Raw genomic sequence first — 23,413 nt, 5'->3', positions numbered from 1 at the left:
GAAAAAAAATGGGTTTTAGAAATTAAATGTATAACGTTATATATGGACATTACAAAAGAAGATAAAATTATCCGCGCTTTTGAGAACAAAACATGGCAGGAAATTAAGGTTAAAGATTCATGGCAGATTTTTAAAGTCATGTCAGAATTTGTGGACGGGTTTGAAAAATTGGCTAAAATTGGTCCCTGTGTATCCATATTTGGTTCTGCACGTACACCACGCGAACACAAATATTATCAGATGGCGGTAGATATCGCTGCCCTACTCACTGAACGCGGTTATGGAATTATATCTGGAGGTGGGCCGGGGATCATGGAAGCAGCGAATAAAGGTGCCTATGAGTCTGGCGGAAAATCCGTGGGCCTAAATATTGAATTACCATTTGAACAATTTCACAACAAATATATCGATCGGGATAAATTGCTTGAGTTCAAATACTTTTTTGTGCGAAAAGTAATGTTTATGAAATACTCCCAAGGTTATATCGTCATGCCGGGGGGTTTTGGAACAATGGACGAACTCTTTGAAGCAATTACCTTGATTCAAACAGGTAAGATTGCGCGCTTCCCTATCGTATTGGTTGGTTCAGAGTATTGGAAAGGCTTAATAGACTGGGTGCAAAATACCATGCTGCCAAACAAGTATATCAGTGAAGAAGATTTGAAACTTTTTCGCATTGTCGATACAGCAAAAGAAGCTGCCGACCATATTTTCCGTTTCTATGACAAGTACTTATTGAAACCAAACTTCTAATAATCAAAACATTATGTCAAAATAAGGAGCATCCGAAAAATCGGATGCTCCTTATTATTTTAATTTCCTCCTATTGTCAATCTAGGTATGGTCGGTCCGTTTTGCCCACCTCAAAAAGAATAATATCTATATCGAAATCTAGGTGCAAGATCTTAAACAAAGGCAAATACTACGGATAATCTACAGTTGTAGATCATTGCTACCCTATTAAAATTTTGTTTTTAAATATTTGAAATACTGTTAATTAATACTATTTTTTGATTAAACAGGTTTTGATTCTAACTTTTGCAACTACACCACCGAAAATGCTGTCCGGATCAAGATCTATACCGTCATCTGCACGTACTGCTTGGTGGTCATCGCGCAGCATAAGATGAAACTGGACAGAAGTACCAATGAAGTACTATAAATATTGAGCATCTCCCTGACTGATTAAACAAACCTGCGAGGGTTCTTTAGCAAAACTAAATTTCAATATGACAAAGAACGGACCTTAATGCACCAAATTCATTTAATTTTTAAAATGCCCCGATTTTAATGGGACACTAGTGGTTGTAGATTATGAATAATAAAAAAAAAAGGGCCTAGGCCCTTTTATATATAAAGATATGGATAAGATATACCGTAGCTACTTTTAGAAAACGCCCCATATTTGTTTACTAATTCCGCCATTACAGTATGCTGACGCTAAAATAGAACAAATTAACTCTATAGAGAAAAAAACAAGGGGGGACAAAAAGGGGGACAAATCACAAATAACTGAAAAACAATAAATTACCATTATCCAACAAAATACTATTTCAACTTATCATTGGGTCCAGCCTAGAGCCGCGGCCACTGTATTTCTGTATGAACAATAAAGAAAATTAGCTACTAAACACAAAAAAGAAGACCTGAGGTTGGGAGCCCCAGGTCTTAACTAACCAATTATTAACCTAAATTATGAAAAGTCTTTTTTATTATTCTATATAAGGAATGTTTCAACTATCAGACCAAAAAAAATGTAGGCTTTTATTTCACATTTTTTTAACAAATTACTGAGATTGATATGACGAATCCCGTTGCTAATAGTCTATTTCGCAAATTATAGCGCGCTATCCCGACTAATGAAAGAGCCTATCAGAAGTAATTTTGTCATAGTTACTGACAGGTTCTGCTGCGACAAGGCCCTTAGGATTATTATTCATGAAATGTACCTTATTTGGATATCTTTCGGCCATCTGTCGTACCAGTTCCAACATATAATGATTGCTAGGATACACCTTAACCTCTGCTCTGATATCATCAAGACAAGCATGCTGACCATACTGATCAATATAACCCATCCCATAAAATCGCCCATTTTCAATAACAATACAGCTTTTTTCTTCCACATTCCGACCCTGATCTATAAATACATAGGAAGGCCTCCGCTTCGACCATTCATCTATACACCGTTCTACCCGCGTATTATGCAGTTCACGATCAGGCAACTCGCCCCTAATTGTGGATTTAATTGCCAAACTGGCAGTGCCAAAATGGCAAAACTGGGCATTAATTTCACCTTCTTTCATAAAGGATTGCAACAACTGAATAGCATCATATTCCCGCTGAAACAACTGAATAAAATCCTGAACGCGGTTCATTTTACCAATTGCCAAATGGAGGTAACCATTTTGGTCCTCATAAGAAAATAAGGCAAATTTTGGCTCATAACGTTTGAGCGCCCGATTATATTTCGGCCAAAGCCGTTTAATTTCAGCGCATTCCAGCAACAGGGACATAAGCTCCGTTCCACATCGTTCATAGCTGATGTGATAGATCTCTTTTAAAAAATTTTGCCGTTGTGCCTGAATATTATTGCCTGTAAAATGCGACGATACCCGCTTCTTGATGTTGATTGCTTTTCCCACATAGATTACTTTTCCATTTCTATCGTGAAAATAATACACTCCTGGAGTATGCGGGAGCTGCTCAAATTCCCTAAGATTTAAATGTGGTGGAAAACGCTGATCGATAGCCTTATGTTTGATCATTTCCTGAAAGACCTGAGCTGTGTCCAATGCACGCAGGTAACCAAAAAGGATCGCTGTCGCATCCGCGTCACCGCCTGCACGATGCCGATTTTCAATAGGTATATCCAGATAATCACACAAACGCCCCAAACTATAAGATAATAGCCCAGGCTTGATCTTGCGGGCATAACGCACCGTGCATAATTTAATTGAAGACCATTCTATTCCTGCCTCCTGCAGTTGAAAACGAATAAAGGAGTAATCAAAATTGACATTATGCGCAACGAAAACCCGATCTTTCAATAAAGCGTGAATATCTGAGGCAACATCCTCAAACATTGGCGCATCTTTAACCATGTCATTGTCGATGCCTGTCAACGCAAAAATAGAATTGGGAATTTCCATCCCCGGATTTACCAAAGTCTCCCAACGATGCAGTACCCGATTACCATCGTGTATAACGATTGCAATTTCAGTGATCCGACTGGATTTTGCATTCCCGCCCGTGGTCTCAATATCCACTATGGCAAATTCTTGTTTTTTGCTTCGATTCATAGTCATTCTTAAAACAAATATACTAACATTTTTAGTAGAAGCGTATTTTTTCTAAAGTTTATTAACAAAGGGAGTAATTGGAGTGGCGGAAATTGTCAGTTCCCTACGGCCTGTGATCATTTAGTCAATTTTCGGCAATATTCAACAGAATCAACAGTACAGGAAAGTTGTTGATTTGATTTTATTTATTTTGTAGCTACTTTTAGATAACACATTAAATCATAATCAATGGAAGTAATACATAAAAACGACGAAAAACATGGCAGTTTTGAGGTAGTAGATCAGGAAAAATCAGTCGCGCAAATGACATACACCTGGGCTGGTCCAACAAAGTTTATCATTGACCATACCGAGGTCAGCGAAAACTACACAGGTAAGGGATTAGGCAAGCAAATGTTAATGGCTGCAGTTGCTTTTGCCCGAAAAGAACATCTCAAAATTCTTCCCCTATGTCCTTATGCAAAATCTGTCTTTGACAAAGAGGCGGAATTAGCCGATGTGCTTTTTTAGCCCAAAAAAACATAAAAAGCAGGTTAATCTATCATTGAAAGAGCCAACCTGCTTTTATTATTAAGACAGACTTTCGTGAAACATACCTGTGGATATAATAGCTTAAAACCGCTCTAATAACTTGAAAATAAGATATGCTCCTAATTTAGCCGTGCGGGCATCGATATCAAAATAAGGGTTTAACTCAGCAATATCCATCGACCTCAAATTGGGCAGTTCGATGATAGCACTATACAAATCGAAAAATAATTCATCAGGAACGATACCATTGAAGGCTAGTGCACTTACACCAGGTGCATAGGGCGCTGCAAATGCGTCCAGGTCAATGGTCAGGTATACATAGTCCACCTGACCGGCAAAGTCCCGTACCTGTCTCCGAAGCGCATCCAGTCTGTCCACGACTACATCCTTTCGTTCAATAATCTGCGTATGCTTGGATTTTGCATAGGCAATAAGACCTCTCGTATTGCTGATTTCCTGTATACCAATGGCCAAATAGTGAAATGATTGCCCCTGGTTACTGAGGTCTCTTTCGATCTGAAAAAATCCAGTCCCTGAATTCCCCTGTCCTGTCGAAATTTCGCGCATATCCAGATGTGCATCAATGTTAATAATCCCGATCCGGTATTTCCTGTCGTCCAGGAAACGCTTTACCCCAAGATAATGACCATAGGTTACCTCATGTCCCCCGCCCAAAATAACGGGAAATCCCCCGCCTTTAAGAATGGACGACAGCGCATTTCCAAGAGTAAATTGGGAAGATTCCAAATCATTATCTATTAGCATAATATCACCAGCATCCTTAAGTTTAAGTTCACATGAAAAATGAGCTGGTAAATTTGCAAGTACATTCCTTATCGCGCCTGGCCCATCCTTCGCACCTACCCGCCCCTGGTTCCTACCTACACCTTCATCACTACAAAATCCCAAAAAAACCAACGATTGACTCAAATTGGAGTCAGCGGACAGATCTATACAGTCCACCAACTGATGCCAACGCATCCAATCTCTTTCTTCGCCATCAACCCGCCCCTTCCATACGGCTTGGTCTCCAGGGACATATAAGCCTTTGTGATTAAATAAAGGATTCATCAGTCTTCATTAAACAAATCATTGATAATATCATCGTCTACGAGTTGCGCACGGGTAACCAACAATGCGCTATTGCTCGCCATTGCATTGTCCAAGGCTTGATTTGCCTCCTTATTACGGGCCCACGCTCGCCTTGCAATACCATTATTTACATCAAAATACAACATTTTCTCCAATTTAACGTCAGCAGCAGCCGAACCGTCAAGCAGCATCCCAAATCCACCGTTGATAACTTCACCCCATCCAACACCGCCACCATTATGGATAGACACCCAAGTTGCACCTCGAAAACTGTCACCTATTACATTATGGATAGCCATATCAGCTGTAAACTGACTCCCGTCGTAGATGTTGCTTGTTTCCCGATAAGGGGAATCCGTCCCACTGACGTCGTGATGGTCACGTCCCAAAACGACTGGGCCCGCCAGGTGTCCTTTTCGGATAGCTTCGTTAAATGCTTTGGCAATCGCGATACGCCCGTTGGAATCTGCATACAGAATACGTGCCTGCGACCCGACAACCAACTTATTTTTACCCGCCTCCTTGATCCATTTGATATTATCCAACATTTGTTGTTGAATCTCCTTTGGAACAATGGCCTGAAGGGATGTCAGTACATCCATCGCAAGCTGATCTGTCTTTTCCAGATCATTGGCCTCACCGGAGGTACAGACCCAACGAAATGGCCCAAAACCATAATCAAAGCACATCGGCCCCAAAATATCCTGAACATAAGAAGGATATCGGAACCCATCCCCTTCTGTATCCAATATAGCAGCACCTGCACGACTACTTTCCAGCAGAAATGCATTGCCATAGTCAAAGAAATATGTCCCTTTAGCGACGTGCTTATTGACCGCATCCACATGGCGAACCAATGTTGCCTGTACAAATTGTTTGAATTTATCAGGATCAGCAGCCATCAGCGCATTGGATTCGGCAAAAGATAATCCCATTGGATAATATCCGCCGGACCAGGGATTGTGGAGCGAAGTCTGATCCGATCCAACAGTTACAAAGATATGCTCACGGTCAAACGCTTCCCAGACTTCCACGATATTACCGATGTACGCAAAGGATATCGTCTGTTTTTGAATCATTGCTGCCCGAACCTGCTTCACCAACTGGGCAATATTTTCAACCAACACATCTACCCACCCCTGCTCATGTCTCTTTTTTGCAGCCGCAGGGTTAATCTCCGCGCATACAGTTATACAGCCTGCTATATTACCTGCTTTAGGTTGGGCTCCACTCATTCCGCCCAGGCCCGAGGTTAAAAATACCTTTCCTTGAATGGTCTCTCCGACAGGCAACTGTCGACGAAAGGCATTCATGACAGTAATCGTGGTCCCGTGAACGATTCCCTGTGGACCAATATACATGTACGAACCAGCTGTCATCTGCCCATACTGCGTGACACCCAGTGCATTATAACGCTCCCAGTCATCAGGTCTGGAGTAATTCGGGATCATCATTCCATTACTGACCACAACGCGGGGAGCATGTTCGGATGATGGAAATAACCCCATAGGATGCCCGCTGTACATGTGCAAGGTCTGTTCATCGGTCATTTGGGACAGATAGTGCATTGTAAGCCGATATTGTGCCCAGTTCTGAAAAACAGCACCATTGCCGCCATAGGTAATCAGTTCATGGGGATGTTGAGCAACTGCAGGGTCCAAATTGTTCTGGATCATTAGCATAATGGCCGCCGCCTGTTTACTTTTTGCAGGATACGCATCTATTGGCCGCGCATACATCGCATAGTCAGGCCTAAAACGATACATATAGATCCTTCCATATTCCTTTAATTCAGTCAAAAACTCTGGCGCCAGTTCAGCATGCCATGATTTCGGAAAGTAACGAAGGGCATTCCTCAAGGCCAGCTTTTCTTCTTTTTTTGAAAGAATGTCCTTGCGCCGAGGCGCATGGCTTACCATAGCGTCACGTTCTATTTTGGGTGGCAGTTGGGAGGGAATACCCTCTGCAACTACACGACTAAATGTATTGTCCATCATCGTTCAGTTGAAAATACTTCCTTACCATCTTTCCATACGGCCGAAGGCTTCATACTTCCCTGGTAATAAGTAATATTTTGATAATTATCGGTCCGGAATAAAATAAAATCCGCACGCATTCCCTTCACTAGCTTACCGCGATCGTGTAGATTCAGGGCCTGTGCGGCGCGAAAAGTCAACGCTGATAAAACCTCGGCATTGCTTAGTTTTTCCATTGTAGCCAATATGCAGGCGCTAGTCAGCAATTGGCCTATCGGTGCAGACCCCGGGTTCCAGTCGCTCGCAATGGCCAGGCATACGCCGGCATCCAGCAGTTTTCGTGCTGGAGTGAAAGCACAACCAATGCCAATTGATGCGGCAGGCAATGCTACAGCAACAGTATCGGAATGCGCCAAAAGCTTGATTTCAACAGCTGTGGATGCTTCTAAATGATCAGCGGATCGCGCACCCAGTTCCACAGCAACTTGGCTACCGGACGTACTAAACTGATCCGCGTGAACCGTCAGATCAAACCCCATGGCTTTGGCACGTTGCAAATATGGCCTGATCGTTTCCGCATCAAATGCTGTCTTTTCGATAAAAGCATCCACACGATTGGACAATTGTTGTGCTTTCAATTCCGGAAAGAGGGTTACCTCCATTAGGTCGAGATAATCTTTTGCCGTCCCTTTATAGTCCCTAGGCAGCATATGGGCTGCCAGACAGGTGGGTACCAGGTCCGCCGCAGCCACTTGATTTGCTTTTTTTATCGCACGTAATATCTTAAGCTCTTCTTCAACCTGAAGCCCATAACCACTTTTAACTTCAACAGTTGTGACCCCCTGTGCCAATAAAAATGCGGCACGGTCGACAGTAAGCTGTACCAGATCATCCTCCGTGCAGGTCCTTGTATGGGTGACAGTGCTCCAAATCCCGCCACCAGCTTCCGCAATTTCAAGATATGAAGAACCCGCATTGCGAAGGGCGAAATCATTTGCCCGCTGTCCCGCATAACAGATATGAGTATGACAGTCAACAAAACCGGGTAGTGCAACCTGATTACCTTCAAGACGAATAAAAACTGCTTTATCCTGCCATTTTTGGTACAGAAAATCAAAGTCACCTACCTCTTGAACAAGTTCACCTTCGATTAAAATTCCCGCCTGCTCAATAACCTGCAGTTTCGCATCCTTTATGGCGCCCTTCAACGGAATATTGTCCATTGTCAATAACTGCCTGAACGGACCTATCAGTTTTAAATCTTTTTCCATTTTCATGTGAAGCTAAAATGTTTCAAAACGTTCTACCAGCTCCATTGTTATGGCATTCTGTGGATTGCTTTGACGGCGTAAGCTAATCAGCTCGCCTGATTTGACCAATTCCAATGCACTGTCCAACAGAGCTTCCATTGGCTGATCGGATTCAATATGTGGAATAAACTGCCGTATGCGTTCGTGAATTGCTTCCAATGCCGGAGTGGACTGCAGCGGGTGATGATAATCCTTCGCCTGTGCAGCACATAATAATTCGACGCTCAAAATTTTATCCACGTTATCTATGACTTGAAGCAGCTTTCTACCGGAGATAGAGCCCATACTCACATGATCTTCCTGCCCCAGCGATGTCGGTATACTGTCTGCGCTAGCAGGAAAACATAAGCCTTTATTTTCACTTGCAATAGCAGCCGTACTGTACTGAAGAATCATAAAACCAGAATTGAGCCCTGTCGATTTCATCAACAATTTCGGAACCCCATTGGTTTGCCCCTCTAAGGATAAATAAACCCGGCGGTCCGATATATTACCCATTTCAGAAACTGCAAGCGTAGCATAATCCAAAGGTAAAGCAATGGACTGTCCATGGAAACTACCGCCACTGATCGTCAATTCATCGTTTATAATAACGGGATTATCCGTTACTGAATTGATTTCTAATTCGATCGCCTCCTTTAGGTGAAGCCAAGCATTACGTGAAGCGCCATGCACCTGTGGGATACAACGTAAAGAATACGGATCCTGAACGCGCGAACAATCTTTATGACTTTCTAAAATAGCCGAACCGTAAAGTAAAGAATGTATATTTGAAGCCACATAACGGTTCCCCGAATGTGGGCGAAGCTCATGCAGTTCGGAAAAAAAGGGTTTTATCGAGCCATTTAAGCCTTCAATCATCAACGCAGCAATGATATCTGCATTTTGAAGTACCCTATTAAATTCACTTACGGCTTTAACACCGTGCGCAGCCATAAATTGTGTCCCATTGATCAATGCCAGTCCCTCTTTAGCCCCCAATTGAACTGGTGCAAGATTATGTTTCACTAAAATTGCTTCCGTCGCATAAATCTCACCATTGACGCTAACCTTGCCAAGGCCGATCAAAGGAAGAAAAAGATGGGACAACGGGGCCAGATCACCCGAGGCGCCAACTGACCCCTGCTTGGGAACAACAGGAACGACATCCTGTTCAATATGCCAGACAATACGTTCTATGGTACTGTACTGTACCCCGGAGAAACCCTTTGCCAATGCATGAACTTTCAATATCAACATCACCTTAGCCAGATCATTAGCGATAGGTTCACCCATTCCCACAGCATGACTCTTCAGAATATTTTCTTGCAATAACTGCGTTTGATCCGCATCAATTAACGTCGTACAGAGCGGACCAAAACCCGTGTTAATACCATATACAACTTGCCCACGTTCGACAATTTGCTGCACATAAGCGGCACTTCTGTCGATATTTGCTTTCACTTCTGCCGAGATTTCTCCCTTTATATCCCCTTTTGCTATTGCTAAAGCAATGGAGCAAGTCAAATGTCCACTGCCGTATAAAAATTTTTCCATGGTTATAAAGCTTTTATCAAATTTAGCCGCTATATTTAATAATTAGAAATACCATTTTTATCATCAATTGATAACCATGAATTATCAAACAGAACTCAGACACTTTCTTTACTTCAAAGTGTTAGCCGAAGAGCTGCATTTCAGAAAAGCTGCGGAAAGGTTATTTATCGCCCAGCCAGGGCTGAGCCGGCAGATCAAGCAGCTGGAGGAGAACTACCGTGTGACACTATTGGAACGGAACAAACGACATGTATCACTGACCGAAGCAGGCAATTATCTCTTTGAAGAGGTGAAAGAATTGTTTAGGCATTTAGATCAGATTGAAACCCAGCTCCAAAGCTTGGCCAACGGCAGGATTAGTACACTAAAACTGGGCTTCATCGGCTCGGCAGTACAGACAATATTACCACAATTACTGATCAACCTCAAACAAAAACAACCGGATATTGAATTATCCCTACATGAACTTGCCAATGAAACACAATTGGACCTGATTCAAAAGAAGGAACTTGATTTTGGCTTTGTCCGTCTTTCCGATACGCCTATAGGATTACATAGCCTTCCTATTTATACGGAACATTTCAGCTTGGTGTTACCAAAAAACCATCCATTATTAATACAGAAAAAACCAAATCTGTACGCATTAAAGAATGAATCGTTTATTCTATTTTCGAAAAATTACAGTCATTCTTATTACGATCTGGTCATGAGTATTTTCCGGGATCATCAGTTTACCCCGAAAGTTACCTTGCGTACCGTAAACGCGTTAACAATATTTAATATGGTGGCCCAGGGACTTGGCGTCGCTATTGTTCCTGCCTCCTTGAAGAATGGTTATCACGTTGACGTCTGTTTCCTGGAACTGGACAGCTTGCCTCAACGAACGACACTTTCCCTGGTCTGGAATGCCGAAAACCGTAACCCGGGAATACCCTTCGTTTTAGATATTATCGCTTCACAAAGCCCAGAATCCATTATTGCTGAAATTTAGACTTTTTTTATCGTGGAAATATTTGATATATTTACTTGACTATATATTTTAAAAAAACAAATTATGATTTTAGAAGTAGCCGTACTACAAATTATCGAGGGACAACAGTCTAATTTCGAACGTGATTATAAAAATGCCTGCCAGTATATCAGTGCAAGTAAAGGGTATATTACACATTCGCTCCGCAAATGCATTGAAAAGGATAACCAATACATTCTATTGGTTGAATGGGAAACATTAGAAGACCATACTGTCGGCTTCCGAGAGTCTGATTTATTTAAAGAATGGGAAAAACTATTGCATCACTATTATGATCCGTTCCCTACTGTAGAACATTATGAAGTGTTAAAATAGCTTTTTAATCCACCTTTTTCAATAATATCTACTATCTTTGTAGAAATTTTAAATTCAACTTTTAACCCCTGTGAAGCCATGGCTTTACAGTAATGAACAGAATAAGATGTATACAAAAGAAAAAGCAAAAGTAAATAGTTTCACGGTAGACCATACCAAGTTGAAACAAGGGATATATGCCAAGGCTTCCAATACCAATAACAGCAACATTGAAAGCTACACGACATACGATATCCGCATGATCAGACCGAATTCGCCCGAACGTATGTTGTCTCCGGAGGTGATGCACACTTTGGAGCACTGCTTTGCTACGGAAATTAGGACTATCTTAGGTGACGAAGTGATCTATGTTGGACCAATGGGCTGTTGTACGGGATTTTATGTAGTCTTAGCAGGCACAGACAGAAGCCCTCAAGCTGTTGCCGAATTGATGAAAGAAGTACTCGAAACCATTTTGACAGAGGGTTATGAGGTACCTTTTCAAAACCCGATCAGTTGCGGAAACTACACGTTTATGGATTTCGATTCCTCAAAGCAAGCCTGTGTCAATTTCTTACATTTGATCAATGCTGGAGAACTCGCTTTCGAATACCCTTATATTGAAGAAAACTAAATGATCCTTAACAAAGAGATTGAAACAATCATTCTGGTAGCAAATAAAAATGAATTATCTTTTACTACCGACAATACATCGACCATCATCTATGAAATAGGTGTTGGTAAAGTGAACGCACTCTTATCTGTGGCAACGCTATACGAGGAGATCAAGACACTGGGTATCACCCCGGTTCTACTTAATGTCGGCACGGTTGGATGTACGCGGCACCCAATCGGTCACGTACTGTACCCAAGTTACTATGCCCAAGGCGACGCTTATACCGATGGATTCTTTTTGGAAAATACCCTTTTATTAAAGGGCCAAGGTTCAATCGAATCTGTTTCCGGCGCGGAATTTAAATATGAAGACGCCCTATTGACATCAGATCGTTTTATCAATGTAAATACAGCATTCTATCAAGATATCAAACACCTGAATCCTTTGGCTTTTGATATGGAAGCTTACGCACTTGCAAATTTTTGTTTTCTCAAAAATCTCTCTTTTCATAGTGTCAAAATTGTTTCTGACAACTGCGATGGTACCGTAAAAGACTGGGAAAGCATTCTTGGTGAAATTTCCGGTCGATTGGGAAAAATATTGGATGAGTTTGTGAATGAACGACTTCACAAAGAAAAAATAAGCATACCGAGAATTTCATAATAGTAAATACGCAGAAAAGACCTAAAGCGCTGGCTTTAGGTCTTTTTTTTCTTCCATATCCTATTGAAAGATCAAAATAGGTCAAAATCTGCGCTGCATAAATTTCTCATTCCTCATCAACGTAAAAGACTAAAATCTTGATTATTTGAATTATTCTAAACTATTTCCGGTCATGGCTTGTTCATATACCTAGATTAGGTACCAATCGTTATATTTATTATAACTCCTCTACACTGCAAATAAATCGATCTAATACTTTTATGAAGAATAAAAAGAAAATAATAATTTCAAATAGACTGCCGATACAAATAGAACGAAAAAAAGACAAACTCATCATCAAACCAAGTACTGGAGGTTTGGCCACCGGCTTGAATTCAGCCTTTGATTCCAGCGAAATCCTCTGGGTAGGCTGGCCGGGAATAGTTCCCAAGGATGATGCTGAAAAGGAGAAAATCACCGAATTGCTCAAACCGATGAACCTGCTGCCAGTTTTCCTTTCAAAAGAAGAAATCCGAAATTTTTATGAGGGTTACTCCAACGAGGTCCTCTGGCCGATCTGTCACTACCAGCCCAGTTATATACATTTTGATCGGGAATACTGGTCCACCTACGTAGCGGTCAATAAAAAATTTTGCGAAACGGCACTATCCATACCGCAATCTCTAGATTTTATTTGGGTACAGGATTACCAGCTTATGCTGCTCCCGCAACTTTTACGTCAGGAAAATAAGGAACTCAATATTGGCTATTTTCATCATATACCCTTCCCTTCAGAAGAGCTTTTTATGAATATCCCCCAACGGAAGGAACTGATTGAAGGCTTATTGGGGGCTGACCTGGTTGGCTTCCATACATTTGCAGATAGTCAGAACTTTCTGAACTCCTGCAGGAAAATATTAAACGTACCCTGTGGTCACAATCAGCTCAAACACAAAGACCGGCATATATTCATCGAATCTTTTCCAATGGGGATTGACTACGACAAGTTTGTACATGCCAGCTCCCTTCCGGAGGTAAATGCCATCGCTACGCAATTTCGCAGTCATTTTCCCGATCAGAAAATAATCATATCTGTAGATCGCCTGGATTATAGTAAAGGAATATTAGAAAGATTACGGGCTTTCCTCACTTTCCTGGAAAAATATCCGGAATGGCATTCAAAAGTTGTATTGTATATGCTTATTGTTCCTTCAAGAGATAAAGTATCACAGTATAAGAAACTAAAAGATGAAATCAATCGAAAAGTAAGTGAGATAAACTCGATATATGGTAATCTAAGCTGGACTCCGGTACTCTATTTTTATAAATCTCTTCCATTTGAAGAACTTATAGGTCTATATATGGCTTCAGACATCTGTATGGTTACCTCGACGAGGGATGGCATGAATCTCGTGAGTAAGGAATATATTGCCAGTAATACCTATAGTGACGGTGTATTGATCCTCAGCGAATTTGCTGGTGCTTCAAAGGAGTTGGTCGATGCACTCATCGTCAACCCATATAATCGGGCGGAAACTGCTGACAGCATCTATCAGGCCCTTAAAATGTCTCCCGAGGAGATTCACGAGCGTTCAGAAGCCAACCGTCAAATTATACAGAAATTTAATGTACAGCACTGGGTTCGTTTGTTTATTAACCGCTTGGCGGAAACAAAAGCGATACAACGTGATGAATGGGCACGACGAATTTCAGACAAGGTATTTAGCAGCATTGCCGAACGTTACCGAAAAAGCCACAACAGACTGTTTTTTTTAGATTACGACGGTACGCTGGTCAAATTTCAAAATCATGCTCAGAAGGCAAGTCCGACCGTCCTCCTATATAATTTGCTGGATAGTATAATCGCTGATCCGCTTAATACGCTCGTCATCATCAGCGGCCGTGCACAGGAAAGTCTTTCCACTTGGTTCGATGGACGTTCCTATTATCTGGTTGCGGAACATGGAATCTGGTCCAATTTTCCAAATTTCAACTGGGCTTATAAAAAAGGACTAGCCCTCCACTGGATGCCGGAAGTCAAAAAAATCATGGAGAAACTCGCCGACCAGACTCCGGGTGCCTATATAGAAGCCAAACCCTATTCCCTGGCATGGCATTATCGTAAAGTGGAACTTGGACTCGGAGAACTTAAAGCTACAGAATTAAAAGAAATTTTAAATCCAATGTTGAATGACTATGGACTGCAGCTTCTCGATGGAAATGCTGTTATTGAAGTAAAAAATACCGAGGTCAACAAAGGAAAAGCGGCATTAGAAATTGCCGGTCATATCAAAGCTGATTTCCTCTTGGCTATCGGAGACGATATTACCGATGAAGATCTCTTTAAGTATCTGCCGCAATCAACTATCAGTATAAAAGTAGGCAGTAATAAATCCGCAGCAAAATACTATTTAGATCAACAGGAAGATGTACTTCAATTTTTAAATCAACTTATTATAAAACAATGAAGGAAAACACAACAGTAGACAGACATATTTATCAAACCGGTATTATCGGCAATTGTTCCTATATTGCTCATGTAGGCATCGACAGTAACATATCTTGGTTATGCTGGCCGTCCTTCGAAGATAGTTTTATATTTGGCGGTCTATTGGATAAAAATCAGGGGGGGCGTTTTATCATAAAGCCAGAAGAGGATATTGTTGAAACCAAGCAATATTATATCAAAAACTCCAATATACTCTGCACGGAAGTCCATACCGAATCCTTTGCTTATCGCATTACGGATTTTGCGCCGCGATTCGAACAATTTGGACGTTATTTTAAACCTCTGATGTTAATCCGTAAAATAGAACCGGTAAGAGGTGCCCCAAGCGTCAATATCCAATGCCAGCCGACTGGAAACTACGGAAGGAATACCTTAAAATCTACGCGGGGAAGCAACCATATTCTGTACAGTAGCACTGAAATTGGCGAACGGATACGCTTGACGACAGATGTGCCCATCTCCCATTTTTTTCAGGATGACAACTGGACAATTATTAATGAAAACAAATATCTTATATTGACCTATGATGCGGCTTTCGAATCTGCCATTGCAGGTACCTGTGAAGATTTCCTTCAAAAAACATTGAGTTACTGGCAACGCTGGATAAAACATTGCAGTATTCCAAATATCTACCAGAAAGAAGTGATCCGTTCGGCCCTGGTGCTCAAATTGCACCAATATGAAGATACGGGTGCAATTATTGCCGCTTCAACCACGAGTCTCCCCGAATTTCCAGGCTCCGGCAGAAATTGGGACTATCGATACTGTTGGGTACGCGACAGCTATTATGTCTTGACAGCATTAACACATATTGGTCAATTTGAAGAAATGGAAAGTTTTGCGAATTATATTGCCGGCATTACACATCATAACCCCGGAAGACTGCAACCCTTATATGGGATACTCGGAAATTCGGAACTCACCGAACAAATTCTTCCCTATTTAGATGGCTATCAAGACAGTGGTCCGGTCCGTATTGGCAATCAAGCGTTTGAACATATCCAAAACGATGTATATGGCCAAGCCATGATTGCCCTACTCCCCTTATTTACAGATCAACGCTTTAAAATCCACGAGAACAAAAATGTATTGGGCTGGGTAAATTTTATTCTGGAAAAAATTGAGGCAACCATAGATGAGAAAGATGCCGGAATATGGGAGTTTCGAAATTTTGCCAATCATCATTGTTATTCCAATCTTTTCCAATGGGTAGGCTGTAAAGCAGCACTACTTATTGCCCGTCAAAACGGCTATCAGGATATGGAACAGCGCGCAACTGTACTGCTCGAAAAAGCGGCCGCATATATCGAGGCTTGTTATGACGAAGAAAGAAAGGTCTACCAAAATGCCTTGGATAGCAAAAATTTAGATGCCAGTACCCTGCAATTAATTGTCATGGATTACTTAAATCCTAAATCCACACGCGCACAGCAACATCTTGAGGCGCTGGAGAAAGAACTTAAAGGTGAAAATGGACTCTTTTACCGTTACAAACACCAAGATGATTTCGGTAAACCCAAGTCTACTTTTTTAGTTTGCGCATTTTGGTATGTAGAAGCCCTCGCTTGCGTGGGAAGGGTTGACGAAGCAAAAGAAATTCTGGAAAAATTGCTTACTTATAGTAATCATCTGGGACTGTTTAGCGAAGATGTCACTGAAAATAATGGTAGCCAATGGGGTAATTTTCCTCAGGCCTATAGTCATGTAGGTTTAATGAATGCGGTGTACCGCCTCGCAATTAAATTAGACAAACCAATCTTCTCCTTATAAAAAGGAGTGTAAAACAAAAATGCGGTCAATTAGTTATTGACCGCATTTCTTCTCATATGTAAGTTTAAAACTTAAATCAAACGATTACATTTTATCTAACCAATCTTCCACTTCCTCTTTCGTCTTTCCAGTTTTCTGTTGCAACTTACCTAACAACTCGTCTTCCTTGCCCTCCGCATATAACAAATCATCGTCAGTCAAATCAGCATATTGTTGCTTTACTTTACCTTTTAACTCGTTCCAACGTCCTTTCCATGTTAAATTACTCATAATACTCCTTTTTAGTTCAAAAATGAATTGATATATATTTATATTAAGTTTTCTTTATATTCATTGAAATGGTCACAAATTTCATCCATCCCAATACTCCTTCCCATCAAATCAATAAAACGATTCTTATAGAGCGAAAATATATACAAACCTGTCGCAATATTCCCGATAACGAATATACCTTCAAGTTCATTGCTCCTGACAACCTTGTCTTTTAGGTGACACTCTTTTAGCAAAGGAATAGTATACGAAGACCATTTTCCCATTCGATCCTTAAGAACCAATCCGATATCTTTTGTTCTAGTCATTGTTTTTATCCTTTTTGATCTATATGCAAAACACTAGTCAGTGATCAAATGTTTCAAAGTTTAGATGTTTACTATCAGAACAAGTGTTTTTATGCCGAAGACAGGTATTTATACGTCTATGTATGGTACACATCCAGCAACTTACAAAAAGTTTCCACCCCAGCTGGGATGGAAACGCGCTGTTAAGGTTGCCAGTTATATTGATTTTATCTTTTTCCCGGCAAATAGATCTGAAAACCCACGCCTACTCCGAGGCCGCTGGCACCACTGCCGGTATTGATACTTGCTTTGCTGTAGTTATACCCGAATGTTGCTTCCAAAGCGACTGTTCGGGTGATAAAATGGGCATACCCAACATTTGCTCCTACCGCCAAAGAAGCACTTTTGCCGATAGAGCTTCCGGAGATACCAATATCACCTTGTCCGAAAAAACGACCTGTAGACGATCCAGCGTTCGGAAAATAATAACGTACAAATGGCGCTATACCATAGGTCCATTCGTTATCCTCATCCTTTTTAGTATGTAATCCAAGGTTTGCCTGGGCACCTATCGCCAGTCCGTCTGATACAAAATAACCAGCACGTGGCTGAAGTGCAGCATTAAATGATTTTCCTTCAAAACTATAGCCAAGACTTCCGATTGAACCACCTACCATCCAGTTGCCCTGACGAATGGGCTCAATACCGACATCTGATGCCATCTGTGGCGTGGTTTCAATCTTCTGTGCATTTGCCTGTAAACAAATGCCACTTGTAACGAATAAAAGTAGTGCAAATTTTCTCATAGTATCTTTTTTAATAAATTACTTTAATTTGATAACAAGATGCATGATTGAAAAGTTTTGTATTATTATTAATTTCATTTTTGATACAGAAACAATCTTATCCATATTATAGCAAACCTATTTCACATAAATACAACGATTCGAACCCGGTAATTGTTCTATTCAAAAAGGAAATAGAATATGAGAACAACAATTCAATTTCGTAGTGGTATGCCATTAAAGTTCGAAGATGCTTTCTTGCTTTTGAACGAAATAGACCCTATCGATACTAATCCAGGCACAGATGAAGGCATGCCAGTCCGCAGACCTCCTAGAGTTCCTGACCTAGAAGAGGTGACACCTGACAAGTACTATCCGGAAAATGCGGAAGGCCCCGATCCCACAGAGGAAGAACAACGCGACAGAGACGATCTGGATCATATAGATCCGGACCACGAAAAACATCCGGAGAAGCCAGATCATAAAGAGGAGGATATCTATCCCCCCGATTCAGACCAGGAGGAGGACGTCGAGGAAAAAGGCTTATAATCAAAAAATTAAAATAAACGTTATGACCAAAAATCATGGTAAACAGATCAAGGATGACGCGAAATACGAAGCTTTGCGCCGTGAAGGTTACAGTAAAGAAAAATCTGCCCGCATAGCGAATACACCCGACTCGGGAAAAAAAGGTGGAAAAAGCACAGCGCTGGATGAAAGAAGTAAAACTGAATTACTTGCGGAAGCCAAGAAAATCGGAATAAAAGGCCGTCATAAAATGACTAAGGAGAGCCTGATCAAAGCAATTCGCGCCTAATTAAAAAACTCCCTATATAACGGGAGTTTTTTAATTAGCAGTTTCGGCTGAATTGCCGACGGCAAACTTAACGATTGATATCCTTTGAACTATCTTTTTGAGCAGAATCCAATAAGGTTGTGTCTTTCTGCATGCTCATCTTCTGTTGCTCACTTAAGTTATACCTTGTTTCATCGGCATTACTAGGAGTTATATTATCTGATTGTTCACTTCCCTCCGTATTATCTCTCGAAGAATTTTTACAGGAAAACAATGTTGTGCTACATAGTAGCCCGATTCCAACAATAACCATTAATTTCTTTACCTCTTTCATATATAATTTATTTTTATGTGCTGATTCTTAATAAAGGAACCCCTTTCATTAAACTTTAGTTCGATAAAATTGAAAAACTGTCCGTGTTGCTCCAAAACCTGAACAATATGAAATGTTAAATAACAGTGACCTATATCCGTAATTTAAACATTTCTTAAGGAAATAAATACCCATTTGAGCAGCCACAAAAGAGCGTAAACTTATTTTATTGCTGTACTATTTTTTTGAATAAACCGTCTTTTCGTGTAGCTGATAAGCCACAATGTATAAAATATCCGGTATACGTATTTTCCGCATTTAGCTGTTTAAACAAGGGTATACACCCCAATTTTGGCAAAAATTAGCACTCTAATTGTACCAATATGTTTGGAAAATCAATCAATTTAAATAAACGATAGATATCATGAACAATTCCAATTTAAACTTGCTAGTCGAAGAAAAAAGAAGTCTATTAAAACATTTCGCAGGAAAATTCACCACCGATCCTGACGAAAAAGAGGATTTGATTCAAGAAACACTTATTCGTGCATTGAAGTCGATCGATGACTTTATTAAGCATCCCAAATTAATGTCGTGGTTGTATGTTATTATGAAGAATGTCTATATTAACCAATATCGTAAAGCCAAAAGAACCAGTGATATCCATGAGACCTATATAGGTTTGGAAGCTTACAAAACGACAGAAGCGAATAAGGGTGAGAATAAATTCGTATCGGATGATATTGAGAAGGCCATGTGCGGTCTTTCCGAAGACAACTATCAGATCTTCCAGTTATTTTTGGAAGGTTACAAATATCACGAAATCGCGTCCTATCTTGGGATGCCGGAAGGAACCATAAAGACGAGAATACATATGACCCGCAAGAAGCTGCAAAAACAGTTAAAAGTATATCGAATTCAATAAAACCAAAAGTTCTTTTGAATGTTAACAAAGTAGAGTTCTTCACATTAATTTGAATTAATTTGACAATACATTAAAAAACAGCTATATGAAATCTAAAAACATAGCCTTCAATCAGCAGCATTTATCGATTTTGCTGATTATTTGTGGCGGTCCTATTGGCAAAGGAAATAACAAAACAATCGTTCAGCCAGATGCAGCCAGCTCGATAAACAAAAAACAAACCAAGAGCAACGTGGAAGAGGAAAAAAAACTTCCTGCTCAGGTAAAACAAAATAAGATCTGCATCAGCTAAAAAGAGACCACTTTATTCAGATAAAGTGGTCTCTTTTTAGCTGAATTCCGATAGATCAACAAATCACGACAAGCAGAGTTCCATTCTCTCTGTTTTGACAGACAATTTTACCTTCAAACGGCATTGCAGAGTGTATCGCTTTTTTAATGGCAACCCGGAAAGTTACCAAAGGGTAAAAATACGCATACTACTATTTTTTTCAACGGAACGGCTCCGGCATAGGTTCTAAGATCGAAATGAAATCAAATATCTTAAAACGCTAAAATAAATGGAAACGATAACAATAAATGATAGCACATTGATCAATGATCTCATACAGATCAACAATGATCGTATCGCAGGGTATAAGAAAGCAATTGAGATTGCTGACCGTCTTCATATCGATACCTTGCCCCCTATTTTCGTTGATTATATGAATCAATCCGAACTATTTATTGAAGAACTTAAGCCCTATCTGGAACAGCAGGCCAAGGCCGCTACCGATGGTACAATGATCAGCGGTAAGCTTTTCAGAATATGGATGGACATTAAATCTGCCGTGTCCGGCAATGACCAAAAAAGTCTGCTTTCAAGTTGTGAACAGGGGGAAGATGCTTTTACAAAGACCTATAAAGATGTTGTTGACAATCAAGATTGGGAAATCACACACGACCTCCTCCTGCTGATCGAAAAACAGCTGGCCATACAATTGGAAGCCCACGAGTACATCAAAACACTAAGAGATAAAGATTATAATTAAATATAGTCTAACTTAACCATAAAAAGATCCTTATTTGTCGATAATGAGGATTTTTTTATTATTCAACGACGTAAGTTCAACAATTGTTATTTAAATAAAGCGTCTATATGAAGATCAAAAATAAACAAGGCTACACAAGGCGAAAAATTAGAAAAATCTTTAAATATTTTGATAACTCAGGCAAAGAGATCACGGATCCAAAGGTATTGGACCGGATACGTCATTTAGTCATTCCGCCGAATTGGAACAATGTCTGGATTGCAAAGAGTGCAAGAAATGATCTCCAGGCCTATGGTTTCGACCAGAAGGACCGCAAACAATATATCTATCATCCAAAATTTGTCCATCAAAAACAAACGGATAAATTTAGACATGTTCTCTATATGGGGCAGTACCTTCAGGATCTCAGGAAAATAAGTTCCCGACATTTGAAACATAAGGACTGGACGATGGAAAAATTATGTGCAATTGCTTTTAAAATAATGGACAGTACGCTTATCCGAATTGGCAATAAGCGTTATACGATGGAAAACAAGTCGTATGGTCTCAGCACCCTTGAAAAGCGGCATGTCAAGATAACGGGCAATACCATCACATTCGCTTACAGAGGGAAAAAAGGTGTTTTCCAAGAAAAGACTTGGCGAGACAAACAACAGGCAAAATTACTTGACGAACTGCTCCGACTAAAGGGAAAAAACCTATTTCAGCTCGAAAAAAAAATAGGCAAAAGCAATTTTTGCGGGCGCACTTTTAATACCTATCTGCGTAATCATTGTCCGGGACAGATCACCTGTAAAGATATCCGTATATGGGGAGCCAGCAGAGAAGCGTTCGATCTATTATCCCGATCAAAGCAGGGAGATGATCTAAACACACGAAAAAAACAGCTAAATGAGGTAATAAAGACGATCGCCAAACAATTGGGCAATACCAAAACTGTATCACAAAATTATTATATCCATCCGGTCATACAACAGGTATATATGGAAGGGAAATTCCCTGTCATCAAAGAAAAATTGACGGGGAGTAAGCTCGAATATAAACTATTTCGCTTTCTGTTAAAATATAGCTAAACCCTTAGCGTCCAAACCTGAACCACTCGGACAGGGGATGTTTCTTATTTTCCAACCAATGAGCGACCATTTCCATTCCAGTGACCGAAAATGTAATTCCATTGCCCCCAAAGCCACAAACGAAATAGGTATTTTTAAATTGCTTATGTTCACCTATATAGGGCAGACCGTCTTTGGTGACGCCAAAGGTTCCGGCCCAGCTAAAATCTGTGAAAAAAGACTTATTGAAAATCTTGTGAAAAGATCTTTCCAACTTATCGGTCTTTTTAGCGATCAACGCATCACGCTTTTGCGGGTTACGAAATTCTTCATCTTCGCCGCCTAGCAAAAATCGGCCATCATCGGTCGTCCGCATATAAAGGTAAGGATCGGAAGTATTCCAGATCAATAAGTCTTTATACCGCTGATAAAGAGAGGGATTCACTTCGGAAACGATAGCAAAAGTGCTGATTAAGTCCACAAATTTTTCTGGGATTACGCCTACTGTCTCATAACCGATGCAATAGATTATTTTTTTTGCGCGGATCGTTGCCCCTGTAGATACTTCTACCGTATGGCTGCGCAGATTGCTTTTTACAGAAATAAGCGCTGTCTTGTCAAAAACTTCCAATCCATGCCTGACATTGTGGGTCAGCAGTTCGTGCGCAAAACAAAAGACATCTATACTAGCTCCTTTTTCGGAGAGTATTCCGCCGTAGGCTTTCTCCAGATGGAATCTGGTTTTGATTTCATTCTCGCTAAGCCATTTTACTTTAAACCCAGCAGCTTTCCGGGCATCAAATTCCTGTTTTAGCCAAGTAATATCCTTTTTGCGCGAAGCATAATATAATGAATCTTTAGTCCGAAAACCAGCTTTGGATCCGATCTTGCGCGAAAGCAATCCGATATTGTCAATTGCTTTACTACAAGCTTCATAACTGGCGATGGCACCTTCCTCGCCTATTAATTCCCTTAATTGATAGAGCGGCGTGTCGATCTCGTATTGCAACATGGATGTTGTCGCCGCCGAACTCCCATTAACAATTTCCCGTTTATCAATCAGCACGCACTTTTTCCCCATTGATATACATTGGTGAGCAACCAGCGCGCCAGTGATTCCGCCGCCAACAATTAAAACGTCGCAGACTTTGTCCTCGCGCAGGGCGGGATAAGTTGCCAGGAGTCCATTTTTTATTAACCAGAAAGGTTCGTATGATTTTAAATCCATATTGTGAGATAAGCAATGCCCTTATAACCAATTTCAGAAAGAAAAGTTTGGATTACTTCGTCGGGCGTGGAAAGAACAAAAGCACTATTTTTTTGGATGGCCCAAACTATTTCAACTT

General features: G+C 40.5%; 24 protein-coding genes. 14 read left to right on the top strand and 10 right to left on the bottom strand.

The window, feature by feature from the left end; all coding sequences use genetic code 11:
- Positions 1-48: 48 nt before the first annotated feature.
- Entirely contained in the window at positions 49-753 is a 705-nt protein-coding gene (locus ABTV71_RS12700) for a TIGR00730 family Rossman fold protein (RefSeq protein ID WP_183078706.1), read from the top strand.
- A gap of 1,103 nt (positions 754-1,856) precedes the next feature.
- Here ABTV71_RS12700 and ABTV71_RS12695 read toward each other — a convergent pair.
- Positions 1,857-3,302: an exonuclease domain-containing protein gene (locus ABTV71_RS12695; protein WP_433903406.1), complete on the bottom strand. Its 1,446-nt coding sequence runs from the start codon at positions 3,300-3,302 to the stop codon at positions 1,857-1,859.
- Between the two features lie 228 nt (positions 3,303-3,530).
- Here ABTV71_RS12695 and ABTV71_RS12690 point away from each other — a divergent pair, with 228 nt between their 5' ends.
- Positions 3,531-3,812, top strand: coding sequence for a GNAT family N-acetyltransferase (locus ABTV71_RS12690; protein WP_121124667.1), 282 nt, complete (start codon positions 3,531-3,533; stop codon positions 3,810-3,812).
- 102 nt (positions 3,813-3,914) lie between these two features.
- On the opposite strand, the gene hutG is transcribed toward ABTV71_RS12690, so the two are convergent.
- The 4 genes from hutG to hutH are packed head-to-tail and all read right to left on the bottom strand — an operon-like array spanning position 3,915 to position 9,747.
- Positions 3,915-4,904 (bottom strand): formimidoylglutamase, encoded by a 990-nt coding sequence (hutG, locus tag ABTV71_RS12685; RefSeq protein WP_433903405.1) that lies wholly within the window; start codon positions 4,902-4,904, stop codon positions 3,915-3,917.
- Positions 4,904-6,922: a urocanate hydratase gene (locus tag ABTV71_RS12680; RefSeq protein WP_121124665.1), complete on the bottom strand. Its 2,019-nt coding sequence runs from the start codon at positions 6,920-6,922 to the stop codon at positions 4,904-4,906. The genes hutG and ABTV71_RS12680 overlap by 1 nt, the downstream gene beginning before the upstream one ends.
- Positions 6,919-8,172, bottom strand: a complete 1,254-nt coding sequence (gene hutI / locus ABTV71_RS12675; RefSeq protein ID WP_433903404.1) for an imidazolonepropionase — start codon at positions 8,170-8,172, stop codon at positions 6,919-6,921. Before hutI ends, ABTV71_RS12680 begins: the two co-directional genes overlap by 4 nt.
- 12 nt (positions 8,173-8,184) lie before the next feature.
- Positions 8,185-9,747 (bottom strand): histidine ammonia-lyase, encoded by a 1,563-nt coding sequence (gene hutH, locus ABTV71_RS12670; RefSeq protein WP_121124663.1) that lies wholly within the window; start codon positions 9,745-9,747, stop codon positions 8,185-8,187.
- A gap of 76 nt (positions 9,748-9,823) precedes the next feature.
- Here hutH and ABTV71_RS12665 point away from each other — a divergent pair, with 76 nt between their 5' ends.
- From ABTV71_RS12665 to ABTV71_RS12640, 6 genes are all read left to right on the top strand, one after another.
- Positions 9,824-10,738 (top strand): LysR family transcriptional regulator, encoded by a 915-nt coding sequence (locus tag ABTV71_RS12665; protein WP_121124662.1) that lies wholly within the window; start codon positions 9,824-9,826, stop codon positions 10,736-10,738.
- Positions 10,739-10,801: 63 nt separating this feature from the next.
- Positions 10,802-11,092 carry an antibiotic biosynthesis monooxygenase family protein gene (locus ABTV71_RS12660; protein ID WP_433903403.1) on the top strand — a complete coding sequence of 97 codons (291 nt, stop codon included), beginning with the start codon at positions 10,802-10,804 and terminating at the stop codon, positions 11,090-11,092.
- A 106-nt stretch (positions 11,093-11,198) separates the two neighbouring features.
- Positions 11,199-11,705 carry an S-ribosylhomocysteine lyase gene (locus ABTV71_RS12655; protein WP_121124660.1) on the top strand — a complete coding sequence of 169 codons (507 nt, stop codon included), beginning with the start codon at positions 11,199-11,201 and terminating at the stop codon, positions 11,703-11,705.
- On the top strand, positions 11,706-12,350 hold the full coding sequence (locus tag ABTV71_RS12650; RefSeq protein WP_121124659.1) for a hypothetical protein: 645 nt from the start codon (positions 11,706-11,708) through the stop codon (positions 12,348-12,350).
- Positions 12,351-12,610: 260 nt separating this feature from the next.
- Entirely contained in the window at positions 12,611-14,797 is a 2,187-nt protein-coding gene (locus tag ABTV71_RS12645; protein ID WP_121124658.1) for a bifunctional alpha,alpha-trehalose-phosphate synthase (UDP-forming)/trehalose-phosphatase, read from the top strand.
- Positions 14,794-16,608, top strand: a complete 1,815-nt coding sequence (locus ABTV71_RS12640) for a glycoside hydrolase family 15 protein (RefSeq protein ID WP_433903402.1) — start codon at positions 14,794-14,796, stop codon at positions 16,606-16,608. The genes ABTV71_RS12645 and ABTV71_RS12640 overlap by 4 nt, the downstream gene beginning before the upstream one ends.
- Positions 16,609-16,692: 84 nt before the next feature.
- On the opposite strand, the gene ABTV71_RS12635 is transcribed toward ABTV71_RS12640, so the two are convergent.
- From ABTV71_RS12635 to ABTV71_RS12625, 3 genes are all read right to left on the bottom strand, one after another.
- The gene (locus tag ABTV71_RS12635) at positions 16,693-16,878 is read right to left on the bottom strand and encodes a CsbD family protein (protein WP_104382022.1); all 186 of its coding nucleotides are present in this window, start codon (positions 16,876-16,878) and stop codon (positions 16,693-16,695) included.
- 38 nt (positions 16,879-16,916) lie between these two features.
- Positions 16,917-17,186, bottom strand: a complete 270-nt coding sequence (locus ABTV71_RS12630) for a hypothetical protein (protein WP_433903401.1) — start codon at positions 17,184-17,186, stop codon at positions 16,917-16,919.
- Positions 17,187-17,392: 206 nt separating this feature from the next.
- Entirely contained in the window at positions 17,393-17,971 is a 579-nt protein-coding gene (locus ABTV71_RS12625) for a hypothetical protein (RefSeq protein ID WP_121124655.1), read from the bottom strand.
- 180 nt (positions 17,972-18,151) lie between these two features.
- Between ABTV71_RS12625 and ABTV71_RS12620 the strand changes: the two genes are divergently transcribed.
- On the top strand, positions 18,152-18,499 hold the full coding sequence (locus tag ABTV71_RS12620; RefSeq protein ID WP_433903399.1) for a hypothetical protein: 348 nt from the start codon (positions 18,152-18,154) through the stop codon (positions 18,497-18,499).
- 22 nt (positions 18,500-18,521) lie between these two features.
- Positions 18,522-18,767, top strand: a complete 246-nt coding sequence (locus tag ABTV71_RS12615) for a DUF7218 family protein (RefSeq protein WP_108631829.1) — start codon at positions 18,522-18,524, stop codon at positions 18,765-18,767.
- 67 nt (positions 18,768-18,834) lie between these two features.
- Here ABTV71_RS12615 and ABTV71_RS12610 read toward each other — a convergent pair whose 3' ends face one another.
- Positions 18,835-19,080: a hypothetical protein gene (locus tag ABTV71_RS12610; protein WP_121124653.1), complete on the bottom strand. Its 246-nt coding sequence runs from the start codon at positions 19,078-19,080 to the stop codon at positions 18,835-18,837.
- 403 nt (positions 19,081-19,483) lie between these two features.
- Between ABTV71_RS12610 and ABTV71_RS12605 the strand changes: the two genes are divergently transcribed.
- The 4 genes from ABTV71_RS12605 (at position 19,484) to ABTV71_RS12590 (ending at position 22,088) form a co-directional block, all read left to right on the top strand.
- Complete coding sequence (locus ABTV71_RS12605) at positions 19,484-19,984, top strand: RNA polymerase sigma factor (protein WP_121124652.1); 501 nt, start codon at positions 19,484-19,486, stop codon at positions 19,982-19,984.
- Between the two features lie 85 nt (positions 19,985-20,069).
- Entirely contained in the window at positions 20,070-20,276 is a 207-nt protein-coding gene (locus ABTV71_RS12600; RefSeq protein ID WP_121124651.1) for a hypothetical protein, read from the top strand.
- 268 nt (positions 20,277-20,544) lie between these two features.
- Complete coding sequence (locus ABTV71_RS12595; protein ID WP_433903398.1) at positions 20,545-21,015, top strand: ferritin-like domain-containing protein; 471 nt, start codon at positions 20,545-20,547, stop codon at positions 21,013-21,015.
- Between the two features lie 107 nt (positions 21,016-21,122).
- Positions 21,123-22,088, top strand: coding sequence for a DNA topoisomerase IB (locus tag ABTV71_RS12590; protein WP_433903397.1), 966 nt, complete (start codon positions 21,123-21,125; stop codon positions 22,086-22,088).
- A 4-nt stretch (positions 22,089-22,092) separates the two neighbouring features.
- On the opposite strand, the gene ABTV71_RS12585 is transcribed toward ABTV71_RS12590, so the two are convergent.
- The gene (locus ABTV71_RS12585) at positions 22,093-23,295 is read right to left on the bottom strand and encodes an NAD(P)/FAD-dependent oxidoreductase (RefSeq protein WP_433903395.1); all 1,203 of its coding nucleotides are present in this window, start codon (positions 23,293-23,295) and stop codon (positions 22,093-22,095) included.
- Positions 23,296-23,413 lie beyond the last annotated feature (118 nt).

The sequence above is a fragment of the Sphingobacterium puteale genome (assembly GCF_050986225.1).
Lineage (GTDB): Bacteria > Bacteroidota > Bacteroidia > Sphingobacteriales > Sphingobacteriaceae > Sphingobacterium > Sphingobacterium puteale.
This window is presented reverse-complemented; position numbering and strand designations above follow the sequence as displayed.

Excerpts from the sequence above, each read along its gene's own strand:
- ABTV71_RS12695 (WP_433903406.1), bottom strand. The coding sequence starts at position 3,302 with ATGAATCGAAGCAAAAAACAAGAATTTGCCATAGTGGATATTGAGACC.
- ABTV71_RS12690 (WP_121124667.1), top strand. The coding sequence starts at position 3,531 with ATGGAAGTAATACATAAAAACGACGAAAAACATGGCAGTTTTGAGGTA.
- hutG (WP_433903405.1), bottom strand. The coding sequence starts at position 4,904 with ATGAATCCTTTATTTAATCACAAAGGCTTATATGTCCCTGGAGACCAA.
- ABTV71_RS12680 (WP_121124665.1), bottom strand. The coding sequence starts at position 6,922 with ATGATGGACAATACATTTAGTCGTGTAGTTGCAGAGGGTATTCCCTCC.
- hutI (WP_433903404.1), bottom strand. The coding sequence starts at position 8,172 with ATGGAAAAAGATTTAAAACTGATAGGTCCGTTCAGGCAGTTATTGACA.
- hutH (WP_121124663.1), bottom strand. The coding sequence starts at position 9,747 with ATGGAAAAATTTTTATACGGCAGTGGACATTTGACTTGCTCCATTGCT.
- ABTV71_RS12665 (WP_121124662.1), top strand. The coding sequence starts at position 9,824 with ATGAATTATCAAACAGAACTCAGACACTTTCTTTACTTCAAAGTGTTA.
- ABTV71_RS12660 (WP_433903403.1), top strand. The coding sequence starts at position 10,802 with ATGATTTTAGAAGTAGCCGTACTACAAATTATCGAGGGACAACAGTCT.
- ABTV71_RS12655 (WP_121124660.1), top strand. The coding sequence starts at position 11,199 with ATGTATACAAAAGAAAAAGCAAAAGTAAATAGTTTCACGGTAGACCAT.
- ABTV71_RS12650 (WP_121124659.1), top strand. The coding sequence starts at position 11,706 with ATGATCCTTAACAAAGAGATTGAAACAATCATTCTGGTAGCAAATAAA.
- ABTV71_RS12645 (WP_121124658.1), top strand. The coding sequence starts at position 12,611 with ATGAAGAATAAAAAGAAAATAATAATTTCAAATAGACTGCCGATACAA.
- ABTV71_RS12640 (WP_433903402.1), top strand. The coding sequence starts at position 14,794 with ATGAAGGAAAACACAACAGTAGACAGACATATTTATCAAACCGGTATT.
- ABTV71_RS12635 (WP_104382022.1), bottom strand. The coding sequence starts at position 16,878 with ATGAGTAATTTAACATGGAAAGGACGTTGGAACGAGTTAAAAGGTAAA.
- ABTV71_RS12630 (WP_433903401.1), bottom strand. The coding sequence starts at position 17,186 with ATGACTAGAACAAAAGATATCGGATTGGTTCTTAAGGATCGAATGGGA.
- ABTV71_RS12625 (WP_121124655.1), bottom strand. The coding sequence starts at position 17,971 with ATGAGAAAATTTGCACTACTTTTATTCGTTACAAGTGGCATTTGTTTA.
- ABTV71_RS12620 (WP_433903399.1), top strand. The coding sequence starts at position 18,152 with ATGAGAACAACAATTCAATTTCGTAGTGGTATGCCATTAAAGTTCGAA.
- ABTV71_RS12615 (WP_108631829.1), top strand. The coding sequence starts at position 18,522 with ATGACCAAAAATCATGGTAAACAGATCAAGGATGACGCGAAATACGAA.
- ABTV71_RS12610 (WP_121124653.1), bottom strand. The coding sequence starts at position 19,080 with ATGAAAGAGGTAAAGAAATTAATGGTTATTGTTGGAATCGGGCTACTA.
- ABTV71_RS12605 (WP_121124652.1), top strand. The coding sequence starts at position 19,484 with ATGAACAATTCCAATTTAAACTTGCTAGTCGAAGAAAAAAGAAGTCTA.
- ABTV71_RS12600 (WP_121124651.1), top strand. The coding sequence starts at position 20,070 with ATGAAATCTAAAAACATAGCCTTCAATCAGCAGCATTTATCGATTTTG.
- ABTV71_RS12595 (WP_433903398.1), top strand. The coding sequence starts at position 20,545 with ATGGAAACGATAACAATAAATGATAGCACATTGATCAATGATCTCATA.
- ABTV71_RS12590 (WP_433903397.1), top strand. The coding sequence starts at position 21,123 with ATGAAGATCAAAAATAAACAAGGCTACACAAGGCGAAAAATTAGAAAA.
- ABTV71_RS12585 (WP_433903395.1), bottom strand. The coding sequence starts at position 23,295 with ATGGATTTAAAATCATACGAACCTTTCTGGTTAATAAAAAATGGACTC.